The 24,651-nt window shown below is 72.7% G+C and carries 25 protein-coding genes and 1 pseudogene; 18 read left to right on the top strand and 8 right to left on the bottom strand.

The window, feature by feature from the left end; genetic code table 11:
- The first annotated feature begins 73 nt into the window (after window positions 1–73).
- The 8 genes from ACZ6JY_RS21030 (at window position 74) to ACZ6JY_RS20995 (ending at window position 7,641) form a co-directional block, all read left to right on the top strand.
- Window positions 74–268 carry a hypothetical protein gene (locus ACZ6JY_RS21030; protein ID WP_062779883.1) on the top strand — a complete coding sequence of 65 codons (195 nt, stop codon included), beginning with the start codon at window positions 74–76 and terminating at the stop codon, window positions 266–268.
- Between the two features lie 31 nt (window positions 269–299).
- On the top strand, window positions 300–1,223 hold the full coding sequence (gene mshB / locus ACZ6JY_RS21025; protein WP_469197516.1) for an N-acetyl-1-D-myo-inositol-2-amino-2-deoxy-alpha-D-glucopyranoside deacetylase: 924 nt from the start codon (window positions 300–302) through the stop codon (window positions 1,221–1,223).
- 98 nt (window positions 1,224–1,321) lie between these two features.
- Window positions 1,322–1,690 carry a DUF6113 family protein gene (locus tag ACZ6JY_RS21020; protein WP_469198021.1) on the top strand — a complete coding sequence of 123 codons (369 nt, stop codon included), beginning with the start codon at window positions 1,322–1,324 and terminating at the stop codon, window positions 1,688–1,690.
- 164 nt (window positions 1,691–1,854) lie between these two features.
- Window positions 1,855–3,972, top strand: coding sequence for a hypothetical protein (locus ACZ6JY_RS21015; protein WP_469197514.1), 2,118 nt, complete (start codon window positions 1,855–1,857; stop codon window positions 3,970–3,972).
- Between the two features lie 123 nt (window positions 3,973–4,095).
- The gene (locus tag ACZ6JY_RS21010; RefSeq protein WP_469197512.1) at window positions 4,096–5,037 is read left to right on the top strand and encodes an ABC transporter ATP-binding protein; all 942 of its coding nucleotides are present in this window, start codon (window positions 4,096–4,098) and stop codon (window positions 5,035–5,037) included.
- Window positions 5,034–5,792 (top strand): ABC transporter permease, encoded by a 759-nt coding sequence (locus ACZ6JY_RS21005; protein ID WP_469197510.1) that lies wholly within the window; start codon window positions 5,034–5,036, stop codon window positions 5,790–5,792. Before ACZ6JY_RS21010 ends, ACZ6JY_RS21005 begins: the two co-directional genes overlap by 4 nt.
- A gap of 5 nt (window positions 5,793–5,797) precedes the next feature.
- Window positions 5,798–7,006: a sensor histidine kinase gene (locus ACZ6JY_RS21000; protein ID WP_469198019.1), complete on the top strand. Its 1,209-nt coding sequence runs from the start codon at window positions 5,798–5,800 to the stop codon at window positions 7,004–7,006.
- A complete protein-coding gene (locus ACZ6JY_RS20995; RefSeq protein WP_469197508.1) occupies window positions 7,003–7,641 on the top strand; it encodes a response regulator transcription factor in 639 nt (212 codons plus the stop codon). Before ACZ6JY_RS21000 ends, ACZ6JY_RS20995 begins: the two co-directional genes overlap by 4 nt.
- 4 nt (window positions 7,642–7,645) lie before the next feature.
- Here the strand turns inward: ACZ6JY_RS20995 and ACZ6JY_RS20990 are convergent, their stop codons facing one another.
- The 3 genes from ACZ6JY_RS20990 to ACZ6JY_RS20980 form a co-directional block, all read right to left on the bottom strand.
- Window positions 7,646–8,500, bottom strand: coding sequence for a transglutaminase family protein (locus tag ACZ6JY_RS20990; RefSeq protein ID WP_469197506.1), 855 nt, complete (start codon window positions 8,498–8,500; stop codon window positions 7,646–7,648).
- Window positions 8,501–8,547: 47 nt separating this feature from the next.
- A complete protein-coding gene (locus ACZ6JY_RS20985; RefSeq protein WP_469197504.1) occupies window positions 8,548–9,378 on the bottom strand; it encodes a transglutaminase family protein in 831 nt (276 codons plus the stop codon).
- Between the two features lie 78 nt (window positions 9,379–9,456).
- Entirely contained in the window at window positions 9,457–10,458 is a 1,002-nt protein-coding gene (locus ACZ6JY_RS20980; RefSeq protein ID WP_469197502.1) for a GNAT family N-acetyltransferase, read from the bottom strand.
- A 143-nt stretch (window positions 10,459–10,601) separates the two neighbouring features.
- On the opposite strand from ACZ6JY_RS20980, the gene fdxA reads away from it, so the two are divergent.
- Window positions 10,602–10,922 (top strand): ferredoxin, encoded by a 321-nt coding sequence (gene fdxA, locus ACZ6JY_RS20975; RefSeq protein WP_030573070.1) that lies wholly within the window; start codon window positions 10,602–10,604, stop codon window positions 10,920–10,922.
- A 93-nt stretch (window positions 10,923–11,015) separates the two neighbouring features.
- Entirely contained in the window at window positions 11,016–12,134 is a 1,119-nt protein-coding gene (locus ACZ6JY_RS20970) for a bifunctional succinyldiaminopimelate transaminase/glutamate-prephenate aminotransferase (RefSeq protein WP_469197499.1), read from the top strand.
- A 79-nt stretch (window positions 12,135–12,213) separates the two neighbouring features.
- Here the strand turns inward: ACZ6JY_RS20970 and ACZ6JY_RS20965 are convergent, their stop codons facing one another.
- Both ACZ6JY_RS20965 and ACZ6JY_RS20960 read right to left on the bottom strand, forming a co-directional pair.
- Window positions 12,214–12,633 carry an ATP-binding protein gene (locus tag ACZ6JY_RS20965; protein WP_469197498.1) on the bottom strand — a complete coding sequence of 140 codons (420 nt, stop codon included), beginning with the start codon at window positions 12,631–12,633 and terminating at the stop codon, window positions 12,214–12,216.
- Window positions 12,634–12,959: 326 nt separating this feature from the next.
- Window positions 12,960–13,859, bottom strand: a complete 900-nt coding sequence (locus tag ACZ6JY_RS20960; protein WP_469197495.1) for a heavy metal transporter — start codon at window positions 13,857–13,859, stop codon at window positions 12,960–12,962.
- 62 nt (window positions 13,860–13,921) lie between these two features.
- On the opposite strand from ACZ6JY_RS20960, the gene dapE reads away from it, so the two are divergent.
- Together dapE and ACZ6JY_RS20950 are read left to right on the top strand one after the other, a co-directional pair.
- The gene (dapE, locus tag ACZ6JY_RS20955; RefSeq protein WP_469197493.1) at window positions 13,922–15,001 is read left to right on the top strand and encodes a succinyl-diaminopimelate desuccinylase; all 1,080 of its coding nucleotides are present in this window, start codon (window positions 13,922–13,924) and stop codon (window positions 14,999–15,001) included.
- 88 nt (window positions 15,002–15,089) lie between these two features.
- The gene (locus tag ACZ6JY_RS20950) at window positions 15,090–15,848 is read left to right on the top strand and encodes an LOG family protein (protein WP_469197491.1); all 759 of its coding nucleotides are present in this window, start codon (window positions 15,090–15,092) and stop codon (window positions 15,846–15,848) included.
- 53 nt (window positions 15,849–15,901) lie between these two features.
- Here the strand turns inward: ACZ6JY_RS20950 and folP are convergent, their stop codons facing one another.
- Window positions 15,902–16,762, bottom strand: a complete 861-nt coding sequence (gene folP, locus ACZ6JY_RS20945) for a dihydropteroate synthase (RefSeq protein WP_469197489.1) — start codon at window positions 16,760–16,762, stop codon at window positions 15,902–15,904.
- A gap of 125 nt (window positions 16,763–16,887) precedes the next feature.
- On the opposite strand from folP, the pseudogene ACZ6JY_RS20940 reads away from it, so the two are divergent.
- Together ACZ6JY_RS20940 and ACZ6JY_RS20935 are read left to right on the top strand one after the other, a co-directional pair.
- A pseudogene (locus ACZ6JY_RS20940) lies at window positions 16,888–17,220 on the top strand (DivIVA domain-containing protein); the annotation flags it as partial.
- A gap of 242 nt (window positions 17,221–17,462) precedes the next feature.
- Complete coding sequence (locus tag ACZ6JY_RS20935; RefSeq protein ID WP_469197488.1) at window positions 17,463–18,053, top strand: DNA-3-methyladenine glycosylase I; 591 nt, start codon at window positions 17,463–17,465, stop codon at window positions 18,051–18,053.
- Between the two features lie 50 nt (window positions 18,054–18,103).
- Here ACZ6JY_RS20935 and chcB read toward each other — a convergent pair whose 3' ends face one another.
- Window positions 18,104–18,904, bottom strand: a complete 801-nt coding sequence (gene chcB / locus ACZ6JY_RS20930) for a 2-cyclohexenylcarbonyl CoA isomerase (RefSeq protein WP_469198017.1) — start codon at window positions 18,902–18,904, stop codon at window positions 18,104–18,106.
- A gap of 306 nt (window positions 18,905–19,210) precedes the next feature.
- Here chcB and ACZ6JY_RS20925 point away from each other — a divergent pair, with 306 nt between their 5' ends.
- Window positions 19,211–19,378: a DUF3117 domain-containing protein gene (locus tag ACZ6JY_RS20925; protein ID WP_003966491.1), complete on the top strand. Its 168-nt coding sequence runs from the start codon at window positions 19,211–19,213 to the stop codon at window positions 19,376–19,378.
- Window positions 19,379–19,919: 541 nt separating this feature from the next.
- On the opposite strand, the gene ACZ6JY_RS20920 is transcribed toward ACZ6JY_RS20925, so the two are convergent.
- Entirely contained in the window at window positions 19,920–20,618 is a 699-nt protein-coding gene (locus tag ACZ6JY_RS20920) for an O-methyltransferase (RefSeq protein WP_469198015.1), read from the bottom strand.
- A 153-nt stretch (window positions 20,619–20,771) separates the two neighbouring features.
- Here ACZ6JY_RS20920 and sigE point away from each other — a divergent pair, with 153 nt between their 5' ends.
- The 3 genes from sigE (at window position 20,772) to ACZ6JY_RS20905 (ending at window position 24,622) form a co-directional block, all read left to right on the top strand.
- Window positions 20,772–21,575 (top strand): RNA polymerase sigma factor SigE, encoded by an 804-nt coding sequence (gene sigE, locus ACZ6JY_RS20915; RefSeq protein WP_469197486.1) that lies wholly within the window; start codon window positions 20,772–20,774, stop codon window positions 21,573–21,575.
- Window positions 21,572–22,591 carry an anti-sigma factor family protein gene (locus ACZ6JY_RS20910; protein ID WP_469197484.1) on the top strand — a complete coding sequence of 340 codons (1,020 nt, stop codon included), beginning with the start codon at window positions 21,572–21,574 and terminating at the stop codon, window positions 22,589–22,591. The genes sigE and ACZ6JY_RS20910 overlap by 4 nt, the downstream gene beginning before the upstream one ends.
- Before the next feature lie 129 nt (window positions 22,592–22,720).
- Entirely contained in the window at window positions 22,721–24,622 is a 1,902-nt protein-coding gene (locus tag ACZ6JY_RS20905; RefSeq protein ID WP_469197482.1) for a S1C family serine protease, read from the top strand.
- Window positions 24,623–24,651 lie beyond the last annotated feature (29 nt).

The raw sequence follows: 24,651 nt of genomic DNA, 5'->3' as shown, positions 1-24,651 counted from the left end.
TCCGTAGCGCTTGGTGGGTATGTACCTGCTGGCGTCCGCACTGGGTTACGGCAACGACTTGGAGGTGACCGCCGTGGCACTCTCGATTTCGGCGGTGGTGCTGCTGGCGATCATCGTCTTCTTGCTGGTCAAGAAGTCAGGTCTGAAAACCGGGCACGCGGTGGTCTGCACGCTGCTCGGTTTCTACCTGGCGAGCTCGTCCATCGCTCCGACGATCAACGAGCTGACGACCAACGTGGCGGGGATGATCGGCGACATCAAGTTCTGAGGCGCCCTCGTCGTCCTCGTAGGGTGGTCCCATGACGGAACTGCCCGCCCGGCGCCTGCTGCTCGTGCACGCGCACCCGGACGACGAGTCGATCAACAATGGCGCGACCATGGCCAAGTATGTGGCCGAGGGCGCCCATGTCACGTTGGTCACCTGCACGCTGGGCGAGGAGGGCGAGGTCATTCCGGCCGAGCTCGCCCATCTCGCCGCCGACCGCGAGGACCGTCTGGGGCCCCATCGCGTCGGGGAGCTGGCCGCCGCCATGAAGGAGCTGGGGGTCACCGACCACCGCTTCCTCGGCGGCGCGGGACGCTACCGCGACTCCGGGATGATGGACACCGAGCAGAACCGCCGCCCCGGCGCCTTCTGGTCGGCCGGACTCGACGAGGCCGCGGCCCATCTGGTCGAGGTGATCCGCGAGGTCAGGCCGCAGGTCCTCGTCACCTACGACCCCGACGGGGGCTACGGCCACCCCGACCACATCCAGGCGCACCGCGTCGCCATGCGCGCCGCGGAGCTCGCGGCCGACCCCGCCTTCCGCGCCGGCCCCGGGGAGCCGCACACCATCGCCAAGATCTACTGGAACCGTGCCCCGCGCTCCGTGGTCGAGGAGCGCTTCCGGTGGCTCCTCGATGTGCTCCCGCAGTCGTCGTTCAGCACTCCCGGCGTCCCCGGGGACGTGCCGGGCGTCACGGACGACGAGCTGATCACCACGGAGATCGACGGCGCGCTCTTCAGGACGGCCAAGGCGGCGGCCATGGCCGCGCACGCCACCCAGGTCACCGTGGAAGGACCGCTCTTCGTCCTCTCCAACGACCTCGCGCAGCCCCTCTTCGAGGTGGAGTACTACGAACTCGTGCGGGGAGACGTGTCCACGGAGGGCGGGGCCCGGGAGACGGATCTCTTCGCGGGCCTCGAAAGAGTGACGGACGTGACTGAGGTGACGGAGCTGTGAGTACGCGATCCAGGGCCTCGTCAGGGGCCGGTGCGGGCTCCTCCAGGCCCGCGCCGAGCCCCGCTCCCGCGCCCGCGGGCAGCTTCCTCGCGCAGCCGCTGCGGGTGGGCCGCATCGCGGTGTACGCCGGTCTCTTCGTCTTCGGCGCCGTCATCGGCGTGGCGGGAGCGCTCGTCCAAGGCGGCTTCTTCCCCGCCGGGTTGCTGCTCTCGCTCGTCGGTGCCGCGGGGGCCTTCTACGGAGGGGCGCGGGCGGTCGGCACCAAGGCGGGGGCGGTGGCGCCCGCCGCGGGCTGGCTGGTGGCGGTCATGCTGCTCACCGCGACCAGACCCGAGGGGGACTTCCTCTTCGGCGCGGGCCTCGGCAGCTACGCCTACCTGCTCGGCGGGATGGTGGTGGCTGTGATGTGCGCCACGCTCGGCGGACGACCGCAACCGGTCGGGTCCACCGCCCGACTTGGCAAGTGACGTACCACTTCGGACCGTGTTCCGCACGGGTTTGACGCCGGGCACAGAATGAGCGCCGACGGCGGACAGTATGGTGGTGCGGCCGCCGAGCCTCCCCCACCTCCGGCCTGGGGGACCCCGGATGAGGTCGAGACGGGCGGCGGAGTCAACCAGGAGAACCTGCCTTGAGTCGTGAAAATGACAGTTCGTCCGCCGGGCCCCAGGGGCGCGGTGGAGCCGCATACCCCTCGGGGACGCCGCCGTACGGCTCCCCGGCGCAGGGCGCTGCCGACGGCGGCGCGGACAGAGGGCGGCGGCAGGCCGCCGACGAGCGGCCCGAGGAGCCCGAGACCCAGACCACGCTGACCACCCGCATCCGGATCAACATCCCCGGTTCGCGGCCGATCCCGCCGGTCGTCATGCGTACGCCCGTCGCCGACGACGGCTCGCGCGGCGACGCGCCGGACGACGGCGGCCGCCGTGACGGCGCGGCACCCGGCGCGCCCGGCGCGCCCGGTGCGGGACAGGCTTCCTCCACCGGCGCCGGATCGCAGGGCTCCGGTTCCGCTTCGGGTTCCGGCAGCGGCGCCGGGTCCGCCGCGGGCGAGGGCGGCCCCGGCTCCTCCGGTACGGGCCCCGCCGGCTCGGCCGAGGAGAAGACCAGCGACTGGTTCGCGCCCCGCAAGTCCGCGCCCGCCCCCAGCGGCGGCCAGGCCAACACTGGCCCCGCCGCCCCCGCTTCGGGCGCCCCCGGCGGCCCCGGAGCCTCCCGCGGCCCACAGAGCGGCCCCGGCGGCCCCCAGGGCGGCCCCAGTGCCCCACAGGGCGGTCCCAGCGGCCCCTCGGGCCCCGCCAGCCCCGGCAGGAACGGTTCCGGTACGGGCTCCTTCGACGTGTCGGGCGCCGTGGCGTCGGGCCCGCTCGGCGCGGGCGCCCCGCAGGGCGGCGACTCCACCCGCGGCGACCTGCCCTACTTCTCCGGCGGCCCCGCGGGACCGACCGGCGGCCCTGTCACGGGCGACGGCCCGATGGCGCCGCCCCCCGGCGCAGGCCGTCCCGCGCCGCCCGGCGGCCCCGGCAACCCGGCGGGCACCGCGCCGCGTTCGCCCGCCATGGGCGACGACACCGCGATCCTCACCCCGCAGAAGTCCGGTCCCGCCGCACCGCCGCCCGGCGGCAACGTCTCCGGCGAGACGCTGACCAGCGGCATCCCCATCGTGCCGCCGGCGCAGGGCGACTCCCCGTTCCCGCCGGGCCCCGGCGCCGACGGTGCGATGGCGCACACCCCGCCGAAGCTGCCCGAGCCGGTGCGCTCCGACGTACCGGCCGCCCCGGTGTCCGCGGCCAAGAAGAAGAAGGGCCGCAGCAAGCTGGTCCTCCTCGCGGTCGCCGTGGTCGTCGTGGCCTGCGGGGCGTACGGCGCGGGCCTGTTGATGAACCACGCCGACGTGCCGAAGGGCACCACGGTGCTCGGCGTCGACATCGGCGGCGGCACCCGTGACGAGGCCGTCAACAAGCTCGACCAGGCCATCGGCGAGCGCGTGGCCAAGCCCCTGAAGCTGTCGGTGGACGGCACGGAGGTCACGCTCAAGCCGGACCAGGCGGGGCTGACCCTGGACAGCCAGGCCACCGTCAGGGAGGCCGCGGGCAGCGACTACAACCCCGTCTCGGTGGTCGGCTCACTGATCGGCGGCGAGCGCGTCGTCGAGCCCGTCATGCCCGTCGACGAGGAGAAGCTGGCGGCCGCCCTGGAGCGCGCCGCGGGCGGCTCGGGATCGGCGAAGGAGGGCTCGGTCAAGTTCCTGCCCGGCAAGGCCGTCCCCGTCTACGGCAAGGTCGGCAAGGGCATCGACGCCCAGGCGTCCACCAAGGCCGTCGCGGACGCCTACAAGAAGCAGGTCGAGACGGGCAGCGCGGGCACGGTCCAGGTGCCGGTGACCACACGCAAGCCGACGGTCTCCAAGGCCGAGGTCGACAAGTTCATGACCCGGTTCGCCCAGCCCGCGATGTCCGCCAACGTCACCGTCAAGGCGGGCGCCAAGTCGATCCCCTTCGGCCCGGAGAAGTCCCTGCCGAAGATCCTGGAGACCAAGGTCCTCAAGGGCGGCACCCTGGAGGTGCACTACAACCTGGAGGAGCTGGAGAAGCTCTACGGCAACGTCTTCGACGGGGTCCTGATCCAGCGCGGCAACGGCGACAAGACGCCGGTCCAGCCGACCGATGTCGCCCAGGCGATGGGCAAGGCACTCATCGGCAAGACGCCCACCGAGCGGATCGGCGTGATCGAGACGAACGCGAGCTGACCCTCGTACGCACCCGGAGGCCGGGCACCCCACCCACGTGGGGCGCCCGGCCTCCGGCATGACATCTGTCATCCCGTACTCGGCACAGGCGACACTGCCGCCGCCACCCCGCCCCCGGCGACGATGGACCGCATGACGACGACCACAGCACCGCCCGCCACCTGCGCGGTCGGCTTCGAGCGGGTGACCAAGGCCTATGGCGACGTGCGCGCCGTGGACGGGCTCACGCTCGACCTGCGCCCCGGCGAGACGGTGGCGCTCCTCGGCCCCAACGGCGCGGGCAAGTCCACCACCCTCGACCTGCTGCTCGGCCTGCGGCGCCCGGACAGCGGCACGGTACGGATCTTCGGCGGCGAACCGCGCGAGGCGATCACCGCGGGCCGGGTCGGCGCCATGCTGCAGAGCGGCGGCCTGATGGGCGAGGTGACCGTGCGCGAACTGGTCGGCCTGGCCTGCGGGCTGCACCCGAGGCCCCACCGGGTGGGTGACGTGCTCGCCCACGCGGGCATCACGCAGATCGCCGGCCGCAAGGTCGACAAGCTCTCCGGCGGCCAGGAGCAGCGCGTCCGCTTCGCGCTCGCCACGGCGGGCAAGGGCGACCTGCTCGTCCTCGACGAGCCCACCACCGGCATGGACGTCACCTCCCGCCGGGCCTTCTGGGCCACCATGCGGGAGCAGGCGGGCCAGGGCCGCGCGGTCCTGTTCGCCACGCACTACCTGGAGGAGGCCGACGCGATCGCCGACCGTGTCCTGGTCCTGCACCGGGGCCGGCTCATCGCCGACGGCACCGCCGCCGAGATCAAGGCGAGGGCGGGGGCCCGCAAGGTCTCCTTCGACCTGGCGGAGGCCGACGGGGCGCTCACGGAGAAGCTCCGGTCGCTGCCCTTCCTCACCGCGCTGGACGTCTCGGGCCGCACGGTCCGCCTCCGGTCCAGGGACGCCGACGCCACCGTGCACGCGCTGTACGGGCTGGGCGTGTACCCCCGCAACCTCGAAGTGGCCGGGCTCGGCCTCGAACAGGCCTTCGTGGCCATCACCGAGGCCGAGGAGGCCGGAACCGCATGACGAACTCCCTCGCCCCGCGCGGCCTGATCAAGCTGGAGATCACCCGCGCCCTGCGCAACCGCAAGTTCCTCTTCTTCTCGGTGATCTACCCTTCCCTGCTCTTCGTCATCGTCGCGGGCACCCAGGGCGGCGCGGACCAGGTGCCGGACACCGGCCTGTCCGTACCCGCGTATCTGATGGTCTCGATGGCCTCCTTCGGCGCCCTGACCGCCGTCCTGATGGGCAACAGCGAGCGCATCGCCAAGGAGCGGGAGAGCGGCTGGGTGCGGCAGTTGCGCCTGACCGCCCTGCCGGGGCGCGGCTACGTCCTGGCAAAGACGGCGAGCGCCGCCGTGGCAGGCCTGCCGTCCATCGTCGTGGTGTTCGCCGTGGCCGCCGTCTTCAAGGACGTCCGCTTCGAGGCCTGGCAGTGGCTGGCGCTGACCGGCGCGATCTGGGCGGGCAGCCTCTGCTTCGCCGCGCTCGGCGTGGCCATCGGCTACCTCGCGACCGGCGACGCCGTCCGCCCGATCACGATGATCATCTACTTCGGTCTCTCCCTGCTCGGCGGCCTGTGGATGCCGGCGACGACCTTCCCGCAGTGGCTGCGGGACATCTCCTCCTGGCTGCCGACGCACGCGTACGCCGCCCTCGGGCAGGCCATCGAACTGGGCGACGCCCCGCATGCCAAGGACGTCACCCTGCTGGTCGCCTACTTCGTCCTCTTCGCGGGCGGCGCGGCGTGGCTGTACCGGAAGGACACGATGGAGGCGTGAACGAGATGCCCCGCGCCGTGGACGCGCGCGAAGACCGCCTCCCGGACGAAAGCCACCCTGTCTACACCTTCGGCAGGCCCGTCAAGGACCGCCGCCAGTTCCTCACCAAGGCGCTCTGGATCGGCATCTGGCTGGTGTTCCTCGCCGCCCCGGTGAACGACCTGGTGCGCACCGAGCGCGCGACCGCGGCCACCGTCCTCGGTTCGCTGGGGCTCGCGGTCTTCGTGGCCTGCTACCTCACCCTGGTCTTCCGGTACACGGCCAAGGTGCTCGACCGGCGCGCGGTGTACGTGTCGTTCGCGCTCCAGCTCACCCTGGCCGTCGTCCTCGCGCTCAGCTTCGGCGCGCACTGGCTCGGGCTCTTCGTGTACGTCTCCGTGTCCGTGGGGGCCGTGGCGCCACTGAGGCACGCGGCCTGGGCCATCCCCGGCGTCACCGCCGTGATGGTCCTGGCCGGTCTGCGCACGGACAGCCTCCAGGACCTCATCGGCAACCTCGCCGTCCTCAACATCCTGGTCGGCTTCGCCATGACCGGCGTACGCCAGCTGGTGCGTACGACGATCCAGCTCCGCCGGGCCCGCGCCACCGTCGCCCAACTGGCCGCCAACGAGGAGCGGCTGCGCCTCGCCAGGGACCTGCACGACCTGCTCGGCCACTCGCTCTCCCTGATCACGCTCAAGAGCGAGCTCGCAGGGCGGATGCTGCCCGACCACCCCGACACGGCCGCCCAGCAGGTCGCCGACATCGAGCAGGTCAGCCGCCAGGCCCTGGTGGACGTGCGAGAAGCCGTCTCCGGCTACCGCAGGCGCACCCTGGCCGGCGAGCTCGCGGGCGCCCGTACGGCGCTGACCGCGGCCGGCATCGAGGCGGACGTACCGCTGGAGGCGCCGAAGACGCTGCCGGACGAGGAGGGCGAGGCGGCGCTCGCCTGGGCGCTGCGGGAGGCCGTGACCAACGTCGTGCGGCACAGCGGCGCCCGGCGCTGCACGGTGGCGTTCACGGTCCGCCAGACCCTCGCGGGGCCCCGCGTCGAGCTCTCCGTGGAGGACGACGGGGTGGGCGGCGCGGGGGCCGCGGGCAACGGTCTGACGGGCCTGGCCGAGCGGGTGGCGGCGGTCGGCGGTGAGCTGGACACGGGCCCTTCGGGCCGCCGCGGCTTCCGCCTCGCGGCCCGCGTACCGCTGACCGGCACCGCCGTAGGATCCCCCTCATGACCAGCGAGGACGGCCGCGGCGGCGACAAGGTGATCAGGGTTCTGCTCGCGGAGGACCAGGCGATGGTCCGCGAGGCCCTCGCGGCGCTGCTCGGCCTCGAACCGGACATCGAGGTCGTCGCCCAGGTGGCCCGCGGCGACGAGGTGGTGGCGGCGGCGGGCGAGGCGGCCGTGGACGTCGCGCTGCTCGACATCGAGATGCCGGGACGCACCGGCATCGAGGCGGCGGCCGAACTGCGGGCCGCGCTCCCGGCCGTGAAGGTGGTGGTCCTGACCACCTTCGGCCGCCCCGGCCATCTCCGCAGCGCCATGGAGTCCGGCGCCGCCGCGTTCCTGGTCAAGGACGCCCCGGCCGCCCAGCTCGCCGCGGCCGTGCGCAAGGTCCTCGCGGGGGAGCGGGTCATCGACCCCACGCTCGCCGCGGCGGCCCTCGCCGAGGGCGCGAACCCCCTGACGGACCGCGAGCGCGAGGTCCTGCGCGCGGCGGCGGGCGGCGCCACCAACGCCGAGCTGGCCACCGCCCTGCACCTCTCCCGTGGCACCGTCCGCAACTACCTCTCCACAGCCATCCAGAAGCTGGCCGTCCGCAACCGCGCCGAGGCGGTGAGCATCGCCCGCGACAAGGGCTGGCTGTGAGGGCTCAGTTCAGCCGGGCGCGGGCCAGCCGCGCCTGTCGCCGGGCCCGGTCCGCCGTCGGCGTGTCCGTGCCGGCCACCTCGTCGGCGTAGGCGTCGAGCTCGCGCGCGCCGATGGCGAAGTCGCCCTTCTGTACGAGGAGCTGGGCGCGCTCGAAGCGCAGCCGGGGCGGCGGCGACGGCAGGAGCAGGCAGAGGTCGAGCGCCCACAGGGAGACGTCGCAGCGCTCGGGGCGGGGCGCCGCCCAGGCGCGGATGTTGTCCAGGACACGCCGCACGATGTCCAGCGTGTCCGCGGGGACCAGCATGGACGGCGCGAGAGGCGCCCCGGTGGCCGCCGCCACGAGCAGCTCGGCGTCCGTGCCCGTCAGGACCCGGCCGCCCGCGAAGGGGTCGGCGAGCACCTGGCCGTCCGGCGGACCGAAGCCGACCACGAAGTGGCCGGGCAGGGCGACCCCGTGGACCGCGGCGCCCGCGCGCCGCGCCACCTCCAGCCACAGCACCGAGAGCAGGATCGGCAGGCCCCTGCGGCGCCGCAGGACCCGGTGCAGCAGGGAGGACTCCAGGCGCTGGTAGTCACCGGGTCTGCCCCGGAACCCACAGCGCCCGCCGAGGAGTTCACCGACGGCCGCGGCCCACGCCCGCGGGGTGCCGGGGCGGTCGCCGCCGCTGCCGAGCGCGGCCTGCTCGGCCAGCCGGTCGAGCAGCCGCCGCGCCGTGTCGATCCCCTCCTGGTCGAGGGAGGGGTCCGCCTCCGTGCCGATCAGCAGGCACAGCAGCGCGAGATCGGGGTGCGGGGCCCCGGCCTCGGCCGCGAACAGCCGTCGCCAGTCGGTGGTTCCGGGGGTTCGGGAACGCATACTTCCGTGGTGCCCGCCCGGCCCGATCGCTTACCGCCCCGGAGGGCTCAGTTCAGCATGGCCCTGGCCGCCCGTGCCTGCTGGCGCACCCGCTCGGCGGTGGTCGGCTCCACCGCCGTCACCACATCGGCGTACTCGTCCAGCTCGGCCGCGCCGCCCAGGAAGTCGCCCCGCTGCACGAGGAGTTGGGCCCGCTCGTAGCGCAGGCGGGCCGGATGCGCCGGCAGCAGCAGGGACAGGTCGAGCGCCCACAGCGCGACCTCCGAGCGCTCGGGGCGTGCGGCCGTCCAGGCGCGGATGTTGTTCAGGATGCGCTGCACGATGTTCAGCGGGTCGGCGGGTGCCAGCATCGAGGGCTGCACCCCGGTCCCCGTGGTCCCCGCCACGAGCAGCTCCGCGTCCTGCCGGGTCAGGATGCGCCCGCCGTCGAACGGATCGACGAGCACCTGCTCGTCGCGCGGCCCGAAGCCGACCACGAAGTGACCGGGCAGCGCCACTCCGTACACGGGGGCGCCGGCGCGCCGCGCCACCTCCATCCACACCACGGACAGCAGGATCGGCAGCCCCTTGCGGCGCCGCAGGACCCGGTGCAGCAGGGAGGAGTCCAGGCGCTGGTAGTCACCCGGCGTCCCCTGGAAGCCGCACTGCTCACCCAGGAGTTCGGCGAGCGCGGACGCCCAGGCGCGGGGCCCGCCGGGGCGGAAGGGCAGCAGGCCCGCCAGCCGGTCGAGTTCGATCTCGGCGGCGTCGATCCCCTCCTGGCCGAGCGAGGGGTCCGCCTCCGCGCCGATCAGCAGACACAGCAGGGCGAGATCTGGCCGTTCGGACCGTACTTCCTCGGCGAACCGCCGCCGCCATTCGCCGGACTCCGCGTGCATACGTGCCTCGTGTCTCATGCCCTGGTCGGGCGCTGTTGCCGTGTGCCGTGCCGTGCTGCCGGGCCACGCGCCTACCGTTCAGGCCCGTCCGTGCCGGTAGTGGTGGTACGTGTGATGCGCCGCGAAGCCCATCCCGCCGTACAGCGCCCGCGCGCCGTCGTTGCCGTTCTCGACCTGCAACCAGGCCGCCGACGCGCCGTCGGACAGGGCCTGCCGGGCCAGTGCGGCCATCACCGAGGTGGCGAGCCCCTGTCTGCGGCACCCGGGATCCACCTCGACCGCCATGAATCCCGCCCAGCGCCCGTCGACCACGCACCGGCCGATGGCGGCCGGGGCGTCACCGCTCCCGGGCACGGAAGCGAACCACACCGAGGGCCCGCTTGCCAGCACCTTGCGCACATGCGGCCCGGTGACCGCGGCCCTTCCGTACCGCCGCAGCCATCCCTCGTCGCAGGAACGCGAGAGTTCCACGCGCGCCACATCCGCGTCCAGGTCCCCGACCGGGGCGAGCGCGCCGATGTGCAGCTCCGCGCTGACCTCGCGCTCCCAGCCCCGCTCCGCCAGTTCCGCGCAGAGCACTTCCTGGGTGCCCTCGGCGCCGGTCGCGGTCTGGATGTACGCGGGCAGGCCGCGCGCCCCGTACCACTCCCGCACCACGCGCAACGCCTCGTCGAGGGGCCGCCCGGGGTCGCCGAGCGGCAGCGCCGAGTTGGCCCGCCGCGTGAACCCGGCGGCGGCCCGCAGCTCCCAGTCGCCCAGCGGCTCGCTCTCCACCGGCTGCCAGGCGCGCGCGGACACCCGCGCCAGCTCCTCGTACGAGGCGGCGGGGCCGCGCCTGCGGGCCGGCGCCGCCGGCACGACCTTGCCCGCGACCAGCGTGTCCTGCGCGATCCGGACGATCTCACCGGTCCTTCGTGTGATGAGCAGCACACCGTTGTTCCACGATGTGAGAACACCCACCGTGTCGGTGAATCCGCCGCCGCGCTCACCGGCATCGCTCCGACGCCGGACTGATACACGTTTGCCCACGTCAGCGGGGGTTACGCGGACCTCAAGTCGTCCGCCCGCAGTGAATTCCACGGCTTCTCGAGCCCCTCCTGTTCGGATCATGCCCAGGAACGGAGATACTAGGTGCGGGCATCGACGACGCCGCGCTCCCGCGCGCCAGGCGAGCGGAGCCTGAGGACGGCCCGCCAACGCCCGTATCGAGGAGGAACGACAGCGTGACCTACGTCATCGCGCAGCCTTGTGTCGACGTCAAGGACAAGGCGTGCATCGAGGAGTGCCCGGTCGACTGCATTTACGAGGGCTCCCGGTCCTTGTACATCCACCCGGACGAATGCGTCGACTGCGGAGCCTGCGAACCGGTCTGCCCGGTCGAGGCGATCTTCTACGAGGACGACACTCCTGAGGAGTGGAAGGACTACTACAAGGCGAACGTCGAGTTCTTCGACGAGCTGGGTTCTCCCGGCGGCGCGAGCAAGCTCGGCCTGATCGAGCGCGACCACGCCTTCATCGCCGCACTGCCGCCGCAGAACCAGTAACGGCGGGCTTCAAGCGCCGCCCCGGTCCCGTACGGCAGGTCCTGCGTACGGGACCGGGGCGTTTGTCCATCCACGCAAGCCGGGAGTCAGCACGTGTCCGCAGTTTCCGACCGCCTTCCCACCTTCCCCTGGGACAAGCTCGAGCCCTACAAGGCCACGGCGGCCGCCCACCCCGGCGGCATCGTCGACCTGTCGGTGGGCACGCCGGTCGACCCGGTGCCCGAGCTGATCCAGAAAGCGCTGATCGCGGCGGCGGACTCGCCGGGCTATCCCACGGTGTGGGGCACGCCCGAGCTGCGTGACGCGCTCACCGGCTGGTGCGAGCGGCGCCTGGGAGCGGTGGGCTTCACGCACCGCAACGTACTGCCGGTCGTCGGCTCCAAGGAGCTCGTGGCCTGGCTGCCGACCCAGCTCGGCCTCGGCCCGGGCGACATCGTCGCTCACCCGCGGCTCGCCTACCCGACGTACGAGGTCGGCGCGCGCCTGGCCAGGGCCGGTCACGTCTCGTACGACCCGGACGTGTTCGCGTCCGACGCCGCGGTGGCGGACCTCGACCCGGCCGGGATGAAGCTTCTCTGGCTCAACTCGCCCTCGAACCCGACCGGCCGCGTCCTGACCGCGCAGGAGCTGACCCGGGCCGTGGCCTGGGCGCGCGAGCACGGCGTGCTGCTCGTCAGCGACGAGTGCTACCTGGAGCTCGGCTGGGAGGCCGACCCGGTCTCCGTCCTGCACCCGGACGTCTGCGGCGGCTCGTACGAGGGCCTCGTCGCCGTCCACTCGCTCTCCAAGCGCTCGAACCTCGCCGGCTACCGCGCCGCGTTCATCGCCGGTGACGCGGCCGTCCTCGGCGATCTGCTCCAGATCCGCAAGCACGGCGGCATGATGACGTCCGCGCCCACCCAGGCGGCCGTCGTGGCGGCGCTCGGCGACGACCAGCACGTGCGCGAGCAGCGCGAGCGGTACGCGGCCCGGCGCACCGCCCTGCGCGAGGCCCTGGTGAAGCATGGCTTCCGCATCGAGCACAGCGAGGCGAGCCTGTACCTGTGGGCCACGCGCGGAGAGTCCTGCTGGGACACCGTCGGCCATCTCGCGGCCCTGGGCGTCCTGGTGGCGCCCGGCGACTTCTACGGACCCGCGGGCGAGCAGTTCGTACGGGTGGCGCTGACGGCGACGGACGAGCGGGTGGCGGCCGCGGTCGAACGCCTGGCGTAACGCCCGGACCTGCGGCGACGGCATGACGGAAGGGCCCGGAGCCACTGGCTCCGGGCCCTTCCGTCATGAGGTCGAGCGATCAGCCGAGCAGGCCCTGGGTCGGCAGCCCGCTCTTGGTCAGCGAGCTGATGGGCAGCCCGTCCTTGGCGGCCGTGCCGGCGGTGTCGCCGACGACCTCGCCCGCGGCGCCCGCGATGGTCCCGACGGCCTGCTGGGCGGCCGGGGTCGTCGTCTTGGCGCTCTTGCCGACGATCTTCGTGGCGGCGGGCACGGACTTCTTCACGGCCTTGCTGCCGGCCTCACCGGCGAGGTTGCCGGTGTTCTGGGCGGCGCCGTCGACGGTGTTGCCGAGGTTCGCGGTGTCCAGCGCGGTGAGCCCACCCAGGTCGGGCGCGGCGGGGAGGGCGCTTGCGGAGCCGGCCGCACCGACCACGGAAGCTGCTCCCGCAGCGCTGAGCAGCGCCGCGCGGGCGATCCGGCGGGTCAGGGGGAGGGACATGATGCTCCTTCAGACGGGAGAAGACGATGAGGTGTCCGGCCGGATCGGCTCCGGCGTCCCACCGGATGGGTTCCGGCGCTCGGACGCTGTGAATACCGCTCCAGCCCCGGATTGGTTACGGCGGGCCAACGTAAAGAGTTGGCAATGCGTCGCATAATCGGCTCTGGACGAAGGAGGGCAAAGAGACCACCCGTCGCGCCGCCCGCGGAACCCTTCATGCCCTGCGCCCCCAAGGGATACGCGGGGAGAGAGGGCAGGTCGGGGGCGCATTGGCGGCGCTGCCGCGAGGGGACGATCTCCATGCCCCCATCGGGGGACGAGTCGCACTACTGCGCGGTAATAATCCGTACCCGGTCGGCCGCACCGGGGCCCGCGGCCTCGCCCGCCGGCGCCTTGTGCCACGTACCCGAACCGTCGGCGCGCCACTCCCGCCCCGCGTACGACACGCGCTCCACGCGCAGCGCCGACGACTGCGCCACCGCCCAGTGCGCCAGCTCCCAGCCGCGCCGCGGGGCCTCGCCGTCGGCCGCCGCGGCGGGCACGGGGACCGTCACCGTGCGGCCCCCAGCGGCCTCGGGGCGCACGTCACGGCCGAAGTCACGCTCCAGCGCGGCCCGCACCTCCGCGGGGCCGCCGGGGTCCGTGCCGGGGCGGCCCTCGCAGCCGAACGTGCCCGGCGCGCGGCCGGTGAGCGCGGCGGCGAGCAGCACGGCGTCCGGCTCGTGCTTGGCGTAGGCCTGCGGGAAGCCGCTGCGCTGCACGCGCTGCGCGGCGACCGTGAGGGGCAGCCGCGAATAGCCGGGGACCTCGGCCAGATGCTCGTAGAAACGCGCCGCCGAATACGCAGGGTCCATGATCTGGCGCGCGTTGCCCCAGCCCTGCGTGGGGCGCTGCTGGAAGAGGCCGAGCGAATCGCGGTCGCCGTGCCGGATGTTGCGCAGGCCCGACTCCTGGAGGGCGGTCGCGAGGGCGATGGTCACGGCACGCTCGGGCATGCCGCGCGAGGTGCCGACGGCGGCGACCGTCGCGGCGTTCTCCGCCTGCTCCGCCGTGAACTCGTACGACGCGCCGTCGCCGTTGGCCGACACCACCGTGCACCGGGGGGCGGGCTTGCCGCCGTAGACGTACTGCCCCGCGACATAGCCGGCGACGGCGAGCAGCACCGCGACCGCGGTCCCGAGACGGGTGAGGCGGCCGCGCCGGGGGAGGGTGGGTGGCTCAGGCACGCGTCCAAGGTACTGGAGACCACCGACAGGCCGGTGCGCCCTCGGACGTTAGGGTCGTCCGCATGCCTCACACCCCGCTTGACCTCACGCTGGACGCCGCCGAGCTGACCGCCCGCCTTGTCGACTTCCCGTCGCCGAGCGGTTCCGAGACGGCCCTCGCCGACGCCATCGAGACGGCCCTGCGCGGCCTGCCGCACCTCACGGTCGACCGGCACGGCAACAACGTGGTGGCCCGCACGGACCTCGGCCGCGCGGAGCGGGTCGTCCTCGCCGGGCACATCGACACCGTGCCGATCGCGGACAACGTGCCATCGCGACTCGACGAGGACGGCGTCCTGTGGGGCTGCGGCACCTGTGACATGAAGTCGGGCGTCGCCGTGCAGCTGCGCATCGCCCAGACGGTCACCGAGCCCAACCGCGACCTCACCTTCGTCTTCTACGACAACGAAGAGGTGGCCGCCCACCTGAACGGCCTCGGGCACATCGCAGCGGCGCACCCCGACTGGCTGGCGGGCGACTTCGCGGTCCTCCTGGAGCCGACCGACGGCCAGGTCGAGGGCGGCTGCCAGGGCACGCTGCGGGTCTTCCTGAAGACCAAGGGGGTGCGGGCGCACTCAGCGCGCGCGTGGATGGGCTCCAACGCCATCCACGCGGCCACCCCGATCCTCGTGAAGCTCGCCGCGTACGAGCCGCGCAAGCCGGTGGTGGACGGCCTGGAGTACCACGAGGGTCTCAACGCCGTCCGCATCGAGGGCGGCGTCGCCACCAACGTCATCCCCGACGAGTGCACCGTCGTCGTCAATTTCCGCTACGCGCCCGACCGCAGCGAGGAGGACGCCCTCGCCTTCGTGCGCGACTACTTCGCGGACTGCGGCGTCGACGAGTTCATCGTCGACGACCACACGGGCGCGGCCCGCCCCGGCCTTGACCACCCGGCCGCCGCCGCCTTCATGGCGGCCGTCGGCGGCGAGGCCCGCCCCAAGTTCGGCTGGACGGACGTCTCCCGCTTCAGCGCGCTCGGCGTCCCCGCGGTCAACTTCAGCCCGGGGAACCCGCTCCTCGCCCACAAGGTCGACGAGCGCGTGCGGGCCTCGCTGATCCCCGAGGCGGAGGAGCGGCTGCGGAAGTGGCTCACGTCGTAGCCGGACATCCCGAGGTCCCTCGGCGGTAACCCGCGTAGACCTAGGCTGTGGTTCCGTACGCGTTCCGTACGCATGGAGGGAGCAGACGATGACCAACCAGGACGGCCCCGCTGCCGGAAAGCGCCCCGACGAGCAGCGGCTCGGCCCGGTCCTTCGCCGGCGGGACAAGGTGCAGGCCGGCACCACCGATCAGCGTCTCCTCGACTCCGAAGGCCCCTCCGAGTGGGTGCACACCGATCCCTGGCGGGTCCTGCGCATCCAGTCGGAGTTCATCGAGGGCTTCGGCGCACTCGCCGAACTGCCGCCCGCGATCAGTGTCTTCGGCTCGGCGCGCACTCCGGTGGACTCACCGGAGTACGCGGCAGGGGTGGAGATCGGCAGAGCCCTCGTGGAGGCCGGTTTCGCGGTCATCACGGGTGGCGGGCCGGGCGCGATGCAGGCCGCCAACCAAGGGGCCGTCGACGCCAAGGGCACCTCGGTCGGCCTCGGCATCGAGCTGCCCTTCGAGCAGGGGCTCAACCCGTATGTCGACATCGGCGTAAATTTCCGGTACTTCTTCGTCCGCAAGACGATGTTCGTGAAGTACGCGCAGGGCTTCGTGGTCCTGCCCGGCGGCCTCGGCACCATGGACGAGCTCTTCGAGGCACTCACGCTCGTCCAGACCCGCAAGGTCACGCGCTTCCCGATCGTCCTCTTCGGTACGCAGTACTGGGGCGGCCTGATCGACTGGCTGAAGAACACCGTCATCGCCCAGGGCAAGGCCTCCGAGGCCGACCTGCTCCTCTTCCACGTCACGGACGACGTGGAAGAGGCCATCTCCCTGGTGACGAAGGAAGTCGGAAAGTAGGCCTCACGCGCGCGGGCGCCCGTCCGGGTCCCCGCGCGCGTGCCGAGGCCCGCTCAGGCCAGTCCGCGCCGGGTCACGGCGGGGGCGCGGTGGCCGGCGATCGTTGCCACCATGTCCAGTACCTGGCGTGTTTCCGCGACCTCGTGGACGCGGTAGACCTGTGCGCCCAGCCAGGCGGAGACCGCCGTCGTCGCCAAGGTGCCGATGACGCGCTCCTTGACCGGCTTGTCCAGGGTCTCGCCCACGAAGTCCTTGTTGGAGAGCGAGACCAGGACCGGCCAGCCCGTCTCCACCATCTCGCCCAGCCGACGGGTGGCCTCCAGGCTGTGCCGGGTGTTCTTGCCGAAGTCGTGCCCGGGGTCGATGAGGACCGACTCGCGGGGCACCCCGAGGGCGACCGCGCGCTCGGCAAGGCCGACCGTCACGTGCAGGATGTCGGCCACCACGTCCTCGTACGCGACGCGGTGCGGCCTCGTACGCGGCTCGGCACCGCCCGCGTGCGTGCACACCAGACCGGCCCCGTACCGCGCGGCGACCTCCGCGAGCTTGGCGTCGACACCGCCCCACGCGTCGTTGAGCAGATCGGCGCCCGCCTCGCAGACCGCCTCGCCGACGTCGTGCCGCCACGTGTCGACGCTGATCACCACCTCGGGAAAGCGTCTGCGCACCTCGGCGACGAAACCGACCGTACGGCGCGCCTCCTCCTCGGCGGACACCTCGTCCCCGGGACCCGCCTTGACGCCGCCGATGTCGATGATCGCGGCGCCCTCGGCCACCGCCTGCTCCACGCGGGCCAGGGCGGGCTCGTCCCGGAACGTCGCCCCCTGGTCGTAGAACGAGTCCGGTGTCCGGTTCACGATCGCCATGATCACCGGCTCGTGCGCGTCGAACTCGCGCCGTCCAAGCCTGAGCATCCCCTGTGGCCCTCCTGGGTCCTCGTCGCGGTACGGCCGCCTGCGACCTTAACTGTCACAGCCGCATGGCACGATCGGACTCTGACACTTTCAGCATGGGCAGTCGAGCGTAGGGGCCTGAAGCCATGGTCTTGTTCTTGTTCCTGGTCATCGCCCTCGTCGTGGTGGTCGGAGCGGTGACCCTCGCCGTCGTGGGCGGCGGCGAGAGCGGCGCCCTGCCCGACGCCGCGCCCGAGCGCCTCACCGACCCGCTGCCCCCCGACCGGCCGCTGCGCCGCGCCGACGTCGACGCGATGCGCTTCCCCCTGACCCTGCGGGGGTACGAGATGGCGGACGTGGACGACGCCCTCAGCCGCCTCGGCGCGGAGCTGGCCGAGCGGGACGCCCGCATCGCCGAGCTGGAGGCGGCCCTGGCGGGCGCCCAGGCCACGGCGGTCGCGGGCCCGGCACTCTTCGACGGGTACACACCACGCCGCTCCGACGCCGGATACGACTCCCATGGCACATCCGGCGGAAGGTCCGGCCAAGGCGCGACGCCCGTACGCGAAGAGAACCCCCCGCACCCCCACGACAGCCCCGTGTACGACGGGAACCCCGTGTACGACGAGAACCCCATGTACGACGAGAACCCTGTCTATGAGTCGGCGTGGGACGACAAGTCCCCGCGGTCCGAGAAGCGGGACGAGAGGGACGACGACCAGTGAGCACCGATGCTGTCGCGGGGCCGGACGGCGGCCTGCGCTGCCCCTGGGGCCTCTCCACCGAGGACTACGTGCTGTACCACGACGCCGAGTGGGGCCGGCCCGTCCGCGGCGACGACGCGCTGTACGAGAGGCTCAGCCTGGAGGCCTTCCAGTCGGGCCTGTCCTGGATCACGATCCTGCGCCGCCGCGAGGGCTTCCGCACGGCCTTCGCGGGCTTCGACATCGCCTCGGTCGCGAAGTTCACCGACGAGGACCGGGAGCGGCTCCTCGCCGACGCGGGGATCATCCGCAACCGCGCCAAGATCGACGCGACGCTCGCCAACGCGCGCGTGCTCGCCGGCTGGTCCGAGGGCGAACTGGACGAGTTGATCTGGTCGTTCGCCCCCGACCCGGTCTCCCGGCCGGCCCCGAAGTCGCTCTCCGACGTCCCGGCGATCACTCCGGAGTCCACGGCCCTGTCCAAGGCCCTGAAGAAGCGCGGCATACGCTTCGTCGGCCCCACCACGGCGTACGCCCTGATGCAGGCCTGCGGCCTCGTCAACGACCATCTCGCGGACTGCGTGGCCCGAGAGACGCCGAGACCATAGCGCCCAGCTACGCCAGCGGCCCAGACAAATGTCAGCGGCCCAGACAACTCTCAGCGGCCCAGATACTTCGGCTTCTCCTTGGCGATGAAGGCCTGGACGGCGATCGTGTGGTCCTCCGACGCGCCCGCCCTCGACTGGAGTTCGTCCTCCTTGTCCAGCGCCTCGTCCAGGGAGTGGTCCGCCGCGTAGGCGAGGGACTCCTTGAGCGCCGCGTAGGCGAGGGTCGGGCCCTCGGCCAGCGCGCGGGCCACCTTCTCGGCCTCGGCGGCGAGCTCGGCGGCGGGCACGACCTTGCTCGCGATGCCCAGGTCGTACGCCTCCTGCGCGGTGATGTTGCGCGGGAAGAGCAGCAGGTCGGCGGCGCGGCCGGGGCCGACCACGCGCTGGAGCGTCCAGGAGATGCCCGAGTCGGCGGTGAGGGCGACCCCGGCGAAGGAGGTGTTGAACTTGGCGGTGTCGGCGACCACGCGGTAGTCGGCGGCGAGCGCGAAGCCGAGGCCGGCTCCGGCGGCGACGCCGTTGACCCCGGCCACGACGGGCTTCGGCATGTCCGCCAGCGCGCGGACTATGGGGTTGTAGTGCTCCTTGACGGTGCTCATCGTCTGGCCCGTACCGGCCTCGCGGTCCGCCATGAGCAGGCCGATGTGCTCCTTGAGGTCCTGGCCGACGCAGAAGGCGCGCCCGGTCGCGGTCAGCAGCACGGCGCGCACGGCGGGGTCGTCGGCGGCGGACCTGAGGGCGTCCCGCAGGGCGGCCTTGGCCTCCGTGTTCATGGCGTTCATGGCCTCGGGCCGGTTGATCGTGATCGTCGCGAGTCCGTCGCTGACTTCGTAGAGCACGCTGTCGGCCATGGTGAACCTTCCGCTCGTCCGGTACGTGGGTCTCAGCATGACGGAGATCATCGGGGTCCGGCATGAGGGCGGATATGTGACCTGCGTCTAACAATTATGAGTCGCTGGGGCATGGGGGGCGGCGAAGTATCGCAGGCACATCGCCGAATTGGGTGGTTTTGCGGGCGCGCGTTGCGCAAGCGATGCCGACCGATGTTGGTCATCGGGTCCCGCCATGCGGGATAATGGCCTGGAAGCAATATGTTCGATGCCGGTGACACCTGGGTTGTCGGCTGCGATGAGCTGGTTTCAGGAAGGGGAACGAGCATGGCGGCCATGAAGCCGCGGACGGGCGACGGCCCGCTCGAGGTGACCAAGGAGGGGCGGGGCATCGTCATGCGCGTTCCGCTCGAAGGCGGCGGACGACTTGTCGTCGAACTGACTCCGGACGAGGCCGACGCGCTCGGCGACGCCCTGAAGAAGGTCGTCGGCTGACGCGGAAGCGCGCCCAAACTTTTCACTGCCCCGGATCCCATCGGATCCGGGGCAGTGCTGTTTCCGGGCCGGGGGCCGAGGCGAGCACTTTTAAGCGGCAGCACGGAACCACGAGGCGGGGGTTTTTGGGGGCGCGGGGAACTGCGCGACAGAGCTATGAGGTGCGGCACGGAACTTCACGGGGCGGGGTCTCTTCAGGGGCGCGGGGAACTGCGCACCGAGCGCGGACGGGGCAGCGCGGAACCACGAGGTGGGAATTTTTGGGGGCGCGGGGAACTGCGCGACAGAGCTACGAGGTGCGGCACGGAACCACGGGGCGGGGTCTTTTCGGGGGCGCGGGGAACTGCGCGACAGAGCTACGAGGAGCAGCGCGGAACCACGGGGCGGGGGTTTTGGGGGCGCGGGGAACTGCGCGACAGAGCTACGAGGAGCAGCGCGGAACCACGGGGCGGGGTCTTTCAGCGGCGCGAGGAACTGCGCACCGAGCGCCAACCGGGCAGCGCGGAGCCACCAGGAACGCCCCGCCCAGGCAAACGCAGAGCTACCGTTTGACCGCGCACAGCAGCCCATCCCCCACCGGCAACAGCGACGGCACGAGCTCCACACTCTCCCGCACGGTCCGCAGCAGATCACGAAGGCAGAGGACCTCGACGGGCTGCGGCCCGGAGTCCACGGTCCTGCCGTCCGCGAAAGCACCCTCGAAGCAGACGAGCCCGCCCGGCCGCAGCAGGCGCAACGATTCAGCGAGGTACTCCAGGGACTCCGTGCGGTCCCCGTCGCAGAACACGAGGTCGTAGCCGCCGTCGGCGAGCCGCGGCAGCACATCCAGGGCCCGCCCCGGAATGAACCGCGCCCGGTTGCCCGCGAAGCCCGCGGCACGGAAGGCCTCGCGGGCGAACTGCTGCCGCTCCGGCTCGGGATCGACCGTGGTGAGCACCCCGTCGGGCCGCATGCCGTGCAGCAGATGGATGCCCGACACCCCGGTCCCGGTCCCGATTTCGGCCACTGCTTTCGCGTCAACCGTGGCGGCGAGCATCCGCAGCGCGGCGCCGGTGCCGGGCGACACCGAGGGCAGCCCTGTCTCCTGGGCCCGGTCACGGGCCCAGTGCAGCGCCTCGTCCTCGGCGACAAAGGCGTCGGCGAACGCCCAGCTCGTCTGCCGGTTGCCGGTAATGGCCCTCTCCTGTCCCCGTGGTTGCCTGGCCGTGACTGTATCCGTTGGTGCCGGGAACCCGCAGATGAGGCCAGGCGTTATGAGGGGGTGTGAGGACAGCGGGGGTCACGGATGGATCAAGACTTGAAGCGGGCGCGTCGAAGCGGCAGGACAACCGCTGAGAAGCCCGTACCAAATTCACGTAAAAACGCTTATCCGGAGCTAACGGGCGAGGTGGTTATGGTAGGGGCTCCACTGGACACCACCAGAGCCGACAGGGGAGGTGCGGCTGCGTCCGCAGATCGGGGAGGAGTGCTTCGGCGCTTTCTCGGATTGGCGGGTGAGCCGAAATCCGTGACCGACACCGCTGACCGCATCCGTGCCAACGACTCCGCTCAGACCGCGACCTTTGCCGCTGACGCGGAATCGCAGGCGTGGACTCCGCCCACCTGGGAGGAGATCGTCAGCACACACAGCGGCCGCGTGTACCGCCTGGCGTATCGCCTGACCGGCAACCAGCACGATGCCGAGGACCTCACCCAAGAGGTCTTCGTCCGTGTCTTCCGGTCGCTTTCCACCTACACCCCCGGCACGTTCGAGGGCTGGCTGCACCGCATCACCACGAACCTCTTCCTGGACATGGTGCGCCGAAAGCAGCGCATCCGCTTCGACGCCCTCGGGGACGACGCCGCGGAGCGCCTCCCCAGCCGCGAGCCGTCGCCGCAGCAGGTGTTCAACGACACGCACTTCGACGCCGACGTCCAGCAGGCGCTCGACACCCTCGCGCCCGAGTTCCGCGCCGCCGTGGTCCTCTGCGACATCGAGGGATTGTCGTACGAGGAGATCGCCGCGACCCTCGGCGTCAAGCTCGGCACGGTCCGCAGCCGTATCCACCGGGGCCGTTCCCAGCTCCGCAAGGCCCTCCAGCACCGCTCTCCCGAGGCTCGCGCGGAGCGCCGTGCGCTCGGTGGCGACACCCCTGCCCTGCAAGCAGTGGGAGCTCCCGGAGCCGTGGCGCTGGGAGGAGGGGGCGCGACCGCGTGAGTGGATCACGGGCGAATCCCGCCGAGCGGCCCCTGGCCGGCGCGGAGCAGCATCTGGGAGACCGACTCGCCGCCCTGGTGGACGGTGAGTTGGGCCATGACGCGCGCGAGCGCGTCCTCGCGCATCTGGCGACGTGTCCGATGTGCAAGACCGAGGCCGACGCACAGCGTCGCCTGAAGAACGTCTTCGCGCAGGCGGCGCCGCCGCCGCCCAGCGAGAGCTTCCTGGCCCGCCTCCAGGGTCTGCCCGCCGGTGGTGCCGAGGCGCCGCCCGACGGTCCCAGACCCCCGGGTGACGGAGAGGGCTTCGCCACCGGATCCAGCTCCGCCGGGCTGCCGAGGACCGGGCTCTTCGGCGTGACCACGGAGTCCTTCGTGGGGTATGCCCCCTCGGGCGCCCACGCGACGGTGCTGCCCGGCGAGGGGCGCGGTTTCCGCATCCATGACGTCACCCGGCACGAGGGCGACCGCTCGCTCTGGCGCGGACGCCGCTTCGCGTTCGCCGCGGCCGGTGCGGTGTCGCTGGCCGCCATCGCGCTCGGCGGTGTCACGGCGGGTGCCCCCATCGACACGAGCGACACCAGGGCCGGCGGCTCCAAGGCCAACAGCAACGTCACCCCGCAGCGTCCCCAGGGCGCCGGGTCCTCCGTGGCGCCCGACTCCGTGCGGCGCCGCGGGGCCGGCAATCCGCTGTCGGCGCAGGGCCAGCGCCCCGGTGCCCTGGCGGCGCCGGTCGCGCCCACCGAGGTGACGGGTCCGCTGCTGCCGGGGGCTGCCGCACAGCCCCCGCGCTCACGGGCGTCGGCGTATGCCGTGACGGCACCGCTTCTGGCGGGCGCCGCCGCGGTCTCCCCGTTGATAAGTCCGCCGCAGCCCGGCCACCGCGGTGCGACGCCGCCCGGCATCGAGGTGCCACCGGCGCTCAGGTCGGTGCAGGCGGAGGGTGCCGACCCGTCGAACACCACCTCGGCGATACCGGGTCCGGGCCCCTCGCGAGGCGTGGCCACGCTCCGCTGACGCGACGTGCCCTGCGCTCACGCGCCAGAACCTGGTTGAATCTCGGTGGGCCGTGCCTGCCGGGGGGACTTGGCGGGCGCGGAGTTGGATACGTATCGGCGTGCGCCGCGGGCCAGTTGTGGGGAGAGCATGGACGAGGGCAAGCCCACGAAGGCGAAATGGTGGAGCCGCCCCCGGACGGAGACGCCGGGGGTCGCCCACCAGCCGCCGCAGCCGAGCGCTCCGGAGCAGGGCCTCGCCATGGGCGCCCCGGAGCAGCCTCCCGGCCAGGCCCCGCCCATCCCGCCGCAGGGCACACAAGCGCCCCAGGCCCAGACTCCGGTGGCGCCCACGGCCGAACAGCCGTACGCGCAGCCACGGAGCGGCCAGGCCCCAGCAGGGCAGCCGCAGCCGCAGCCGCCGACCAGCCAGGCCGCCTCCGGGCAGCCGCAGCCGCTGAGCGGCGGTCAGGGCCCTTCCGGACAGCCGCAGCCGCAGCCGTACTCACAGCCCCTGCACGACCCGGACCCGTACAGCACGCCGCCCTACGGCGAGCCCGGCCCGTGGGCGCCCGCACCCCCCGTACAACACCCGATGGCAACGCCGGGCCACGGCACCCCGCTTCCGGCGGCCACGCATGGCGGTGCGCCGCAGCAAGCAACGCCCGGCCATGGCACCCCGCTCCCCGCGGTCACGCATGGCGGCACGCCGGGCCACGGCACCCCGCTCCCCGCGGCCGTGCACGGTGGTACGCCGCCGCACGGCACGCCCAGCCCCGTGCCCACGCAGGGTGCCGCCCCGCCGCCCTACCAAGGCGCCCCGCAGGCCGTGCCTCCGCAGGCCGCGGCCCCGCAAACCCCGCAGCGCCAGCCGTACGACCCCTGGAACGCGCCGCTTCAGCAGACCGGGGCGCCGACCCCGGAGGCCGAGGAGAAGAAGCGCAAGCGGGTGCGGCGGGTGCTGCTGGCCGGGGTCATGGTGGTCACCCTCGTGTCCGGCGGCATCGGCGGCGCGATCGGCGCCTACGTGGAGCGCAACGGCGGCGTCGGCGACATCCAGCTCGACCAGGCCGACAAGGAGTCCAAGGACCGCCCCAAGGGCAGCGTGGCCGGGATCGCCGCCGCGGCCCTGCCCGGCGTCGTCACCCTGCACGTCCGCGGCGACTCGGCGCAGGGCACGGGCACCGGCTTCGTCCTCGACGGCAAGGGCCACATCCTCACCAACAACCACGTCGTCGAGCCCGCGGGCACGGACGGCGAGATATCGGTGACCTTCAGCGGCGGCGAGACCGCCAAGGCGAAGCTCATCGGCCACGACTCCGGGTACGACCTCGCGGTCGTCAAGGTCTCCGGCGTCCGGGGCCTGAAGCCGCTGCCCCTCGGCAACTCCGAGAACGTCCAGGTCGGCGACCCGGTCGTGGCGATCGGCGCCCCCTTCGACCTGGCGAACACGGTGACCTCCGGGATCATCAGCGCCAAGGAGCGGCCCATCACCGCGGGCGGCGAGAAGGGCGACGGCAGCGACACCTCGTACGTGGACGCCCTCCAGACCGACGCGCCGATAAACCCGGGCAACTCGGGCGGTCCGCTGGTCGACTCGAAGGCGCGCGTCATCGGTATCAACAGCGCCATCCGCTCGGCCGGCGACGGCTCGGAGAAGGGCGGCGGCCAGGCGGGCTCCATCGGCCTCGGCTTCGCCATACCCATCAACCAGGGCAAGCGCGTGGCGGAGGAGCTGATCAACTTCGGCCGGGCGACCCACCCCGTGATCGGGGTCACGCTCGACACCGAGTTCACCGGCGACGGCGCCCGCATCGCGGACAAGGGCCAGAACGGCGGCCCCTCCGTCAGCGAGAACGGCCCCGGCGAGAAGGCGGGCCTCAAGCCGGGCGACGTCATCACCGAGGTGGACGGCAGCCCCGTGCACTCCAGCGACGAACTGATCGTCAAGGTCCGCGCGCACCGGCCCAAGGACCGCCTCGACCTCACGGTCGAGCGCGACGGCGGCGACCGCGAGGTGACCCTGGTCCTCGGATCGGCGGACGGCGACTGACCCGAAGACGTAAAGGACCGGTCATGTGT

The organism is Streptomyces sp. NPDC046335 (assembly GCF_055587985.1).
Note: the sequence above shows the minus strand (reverse complement) of the source record. Positions and strands in the feature narration are given on the sequence as shown.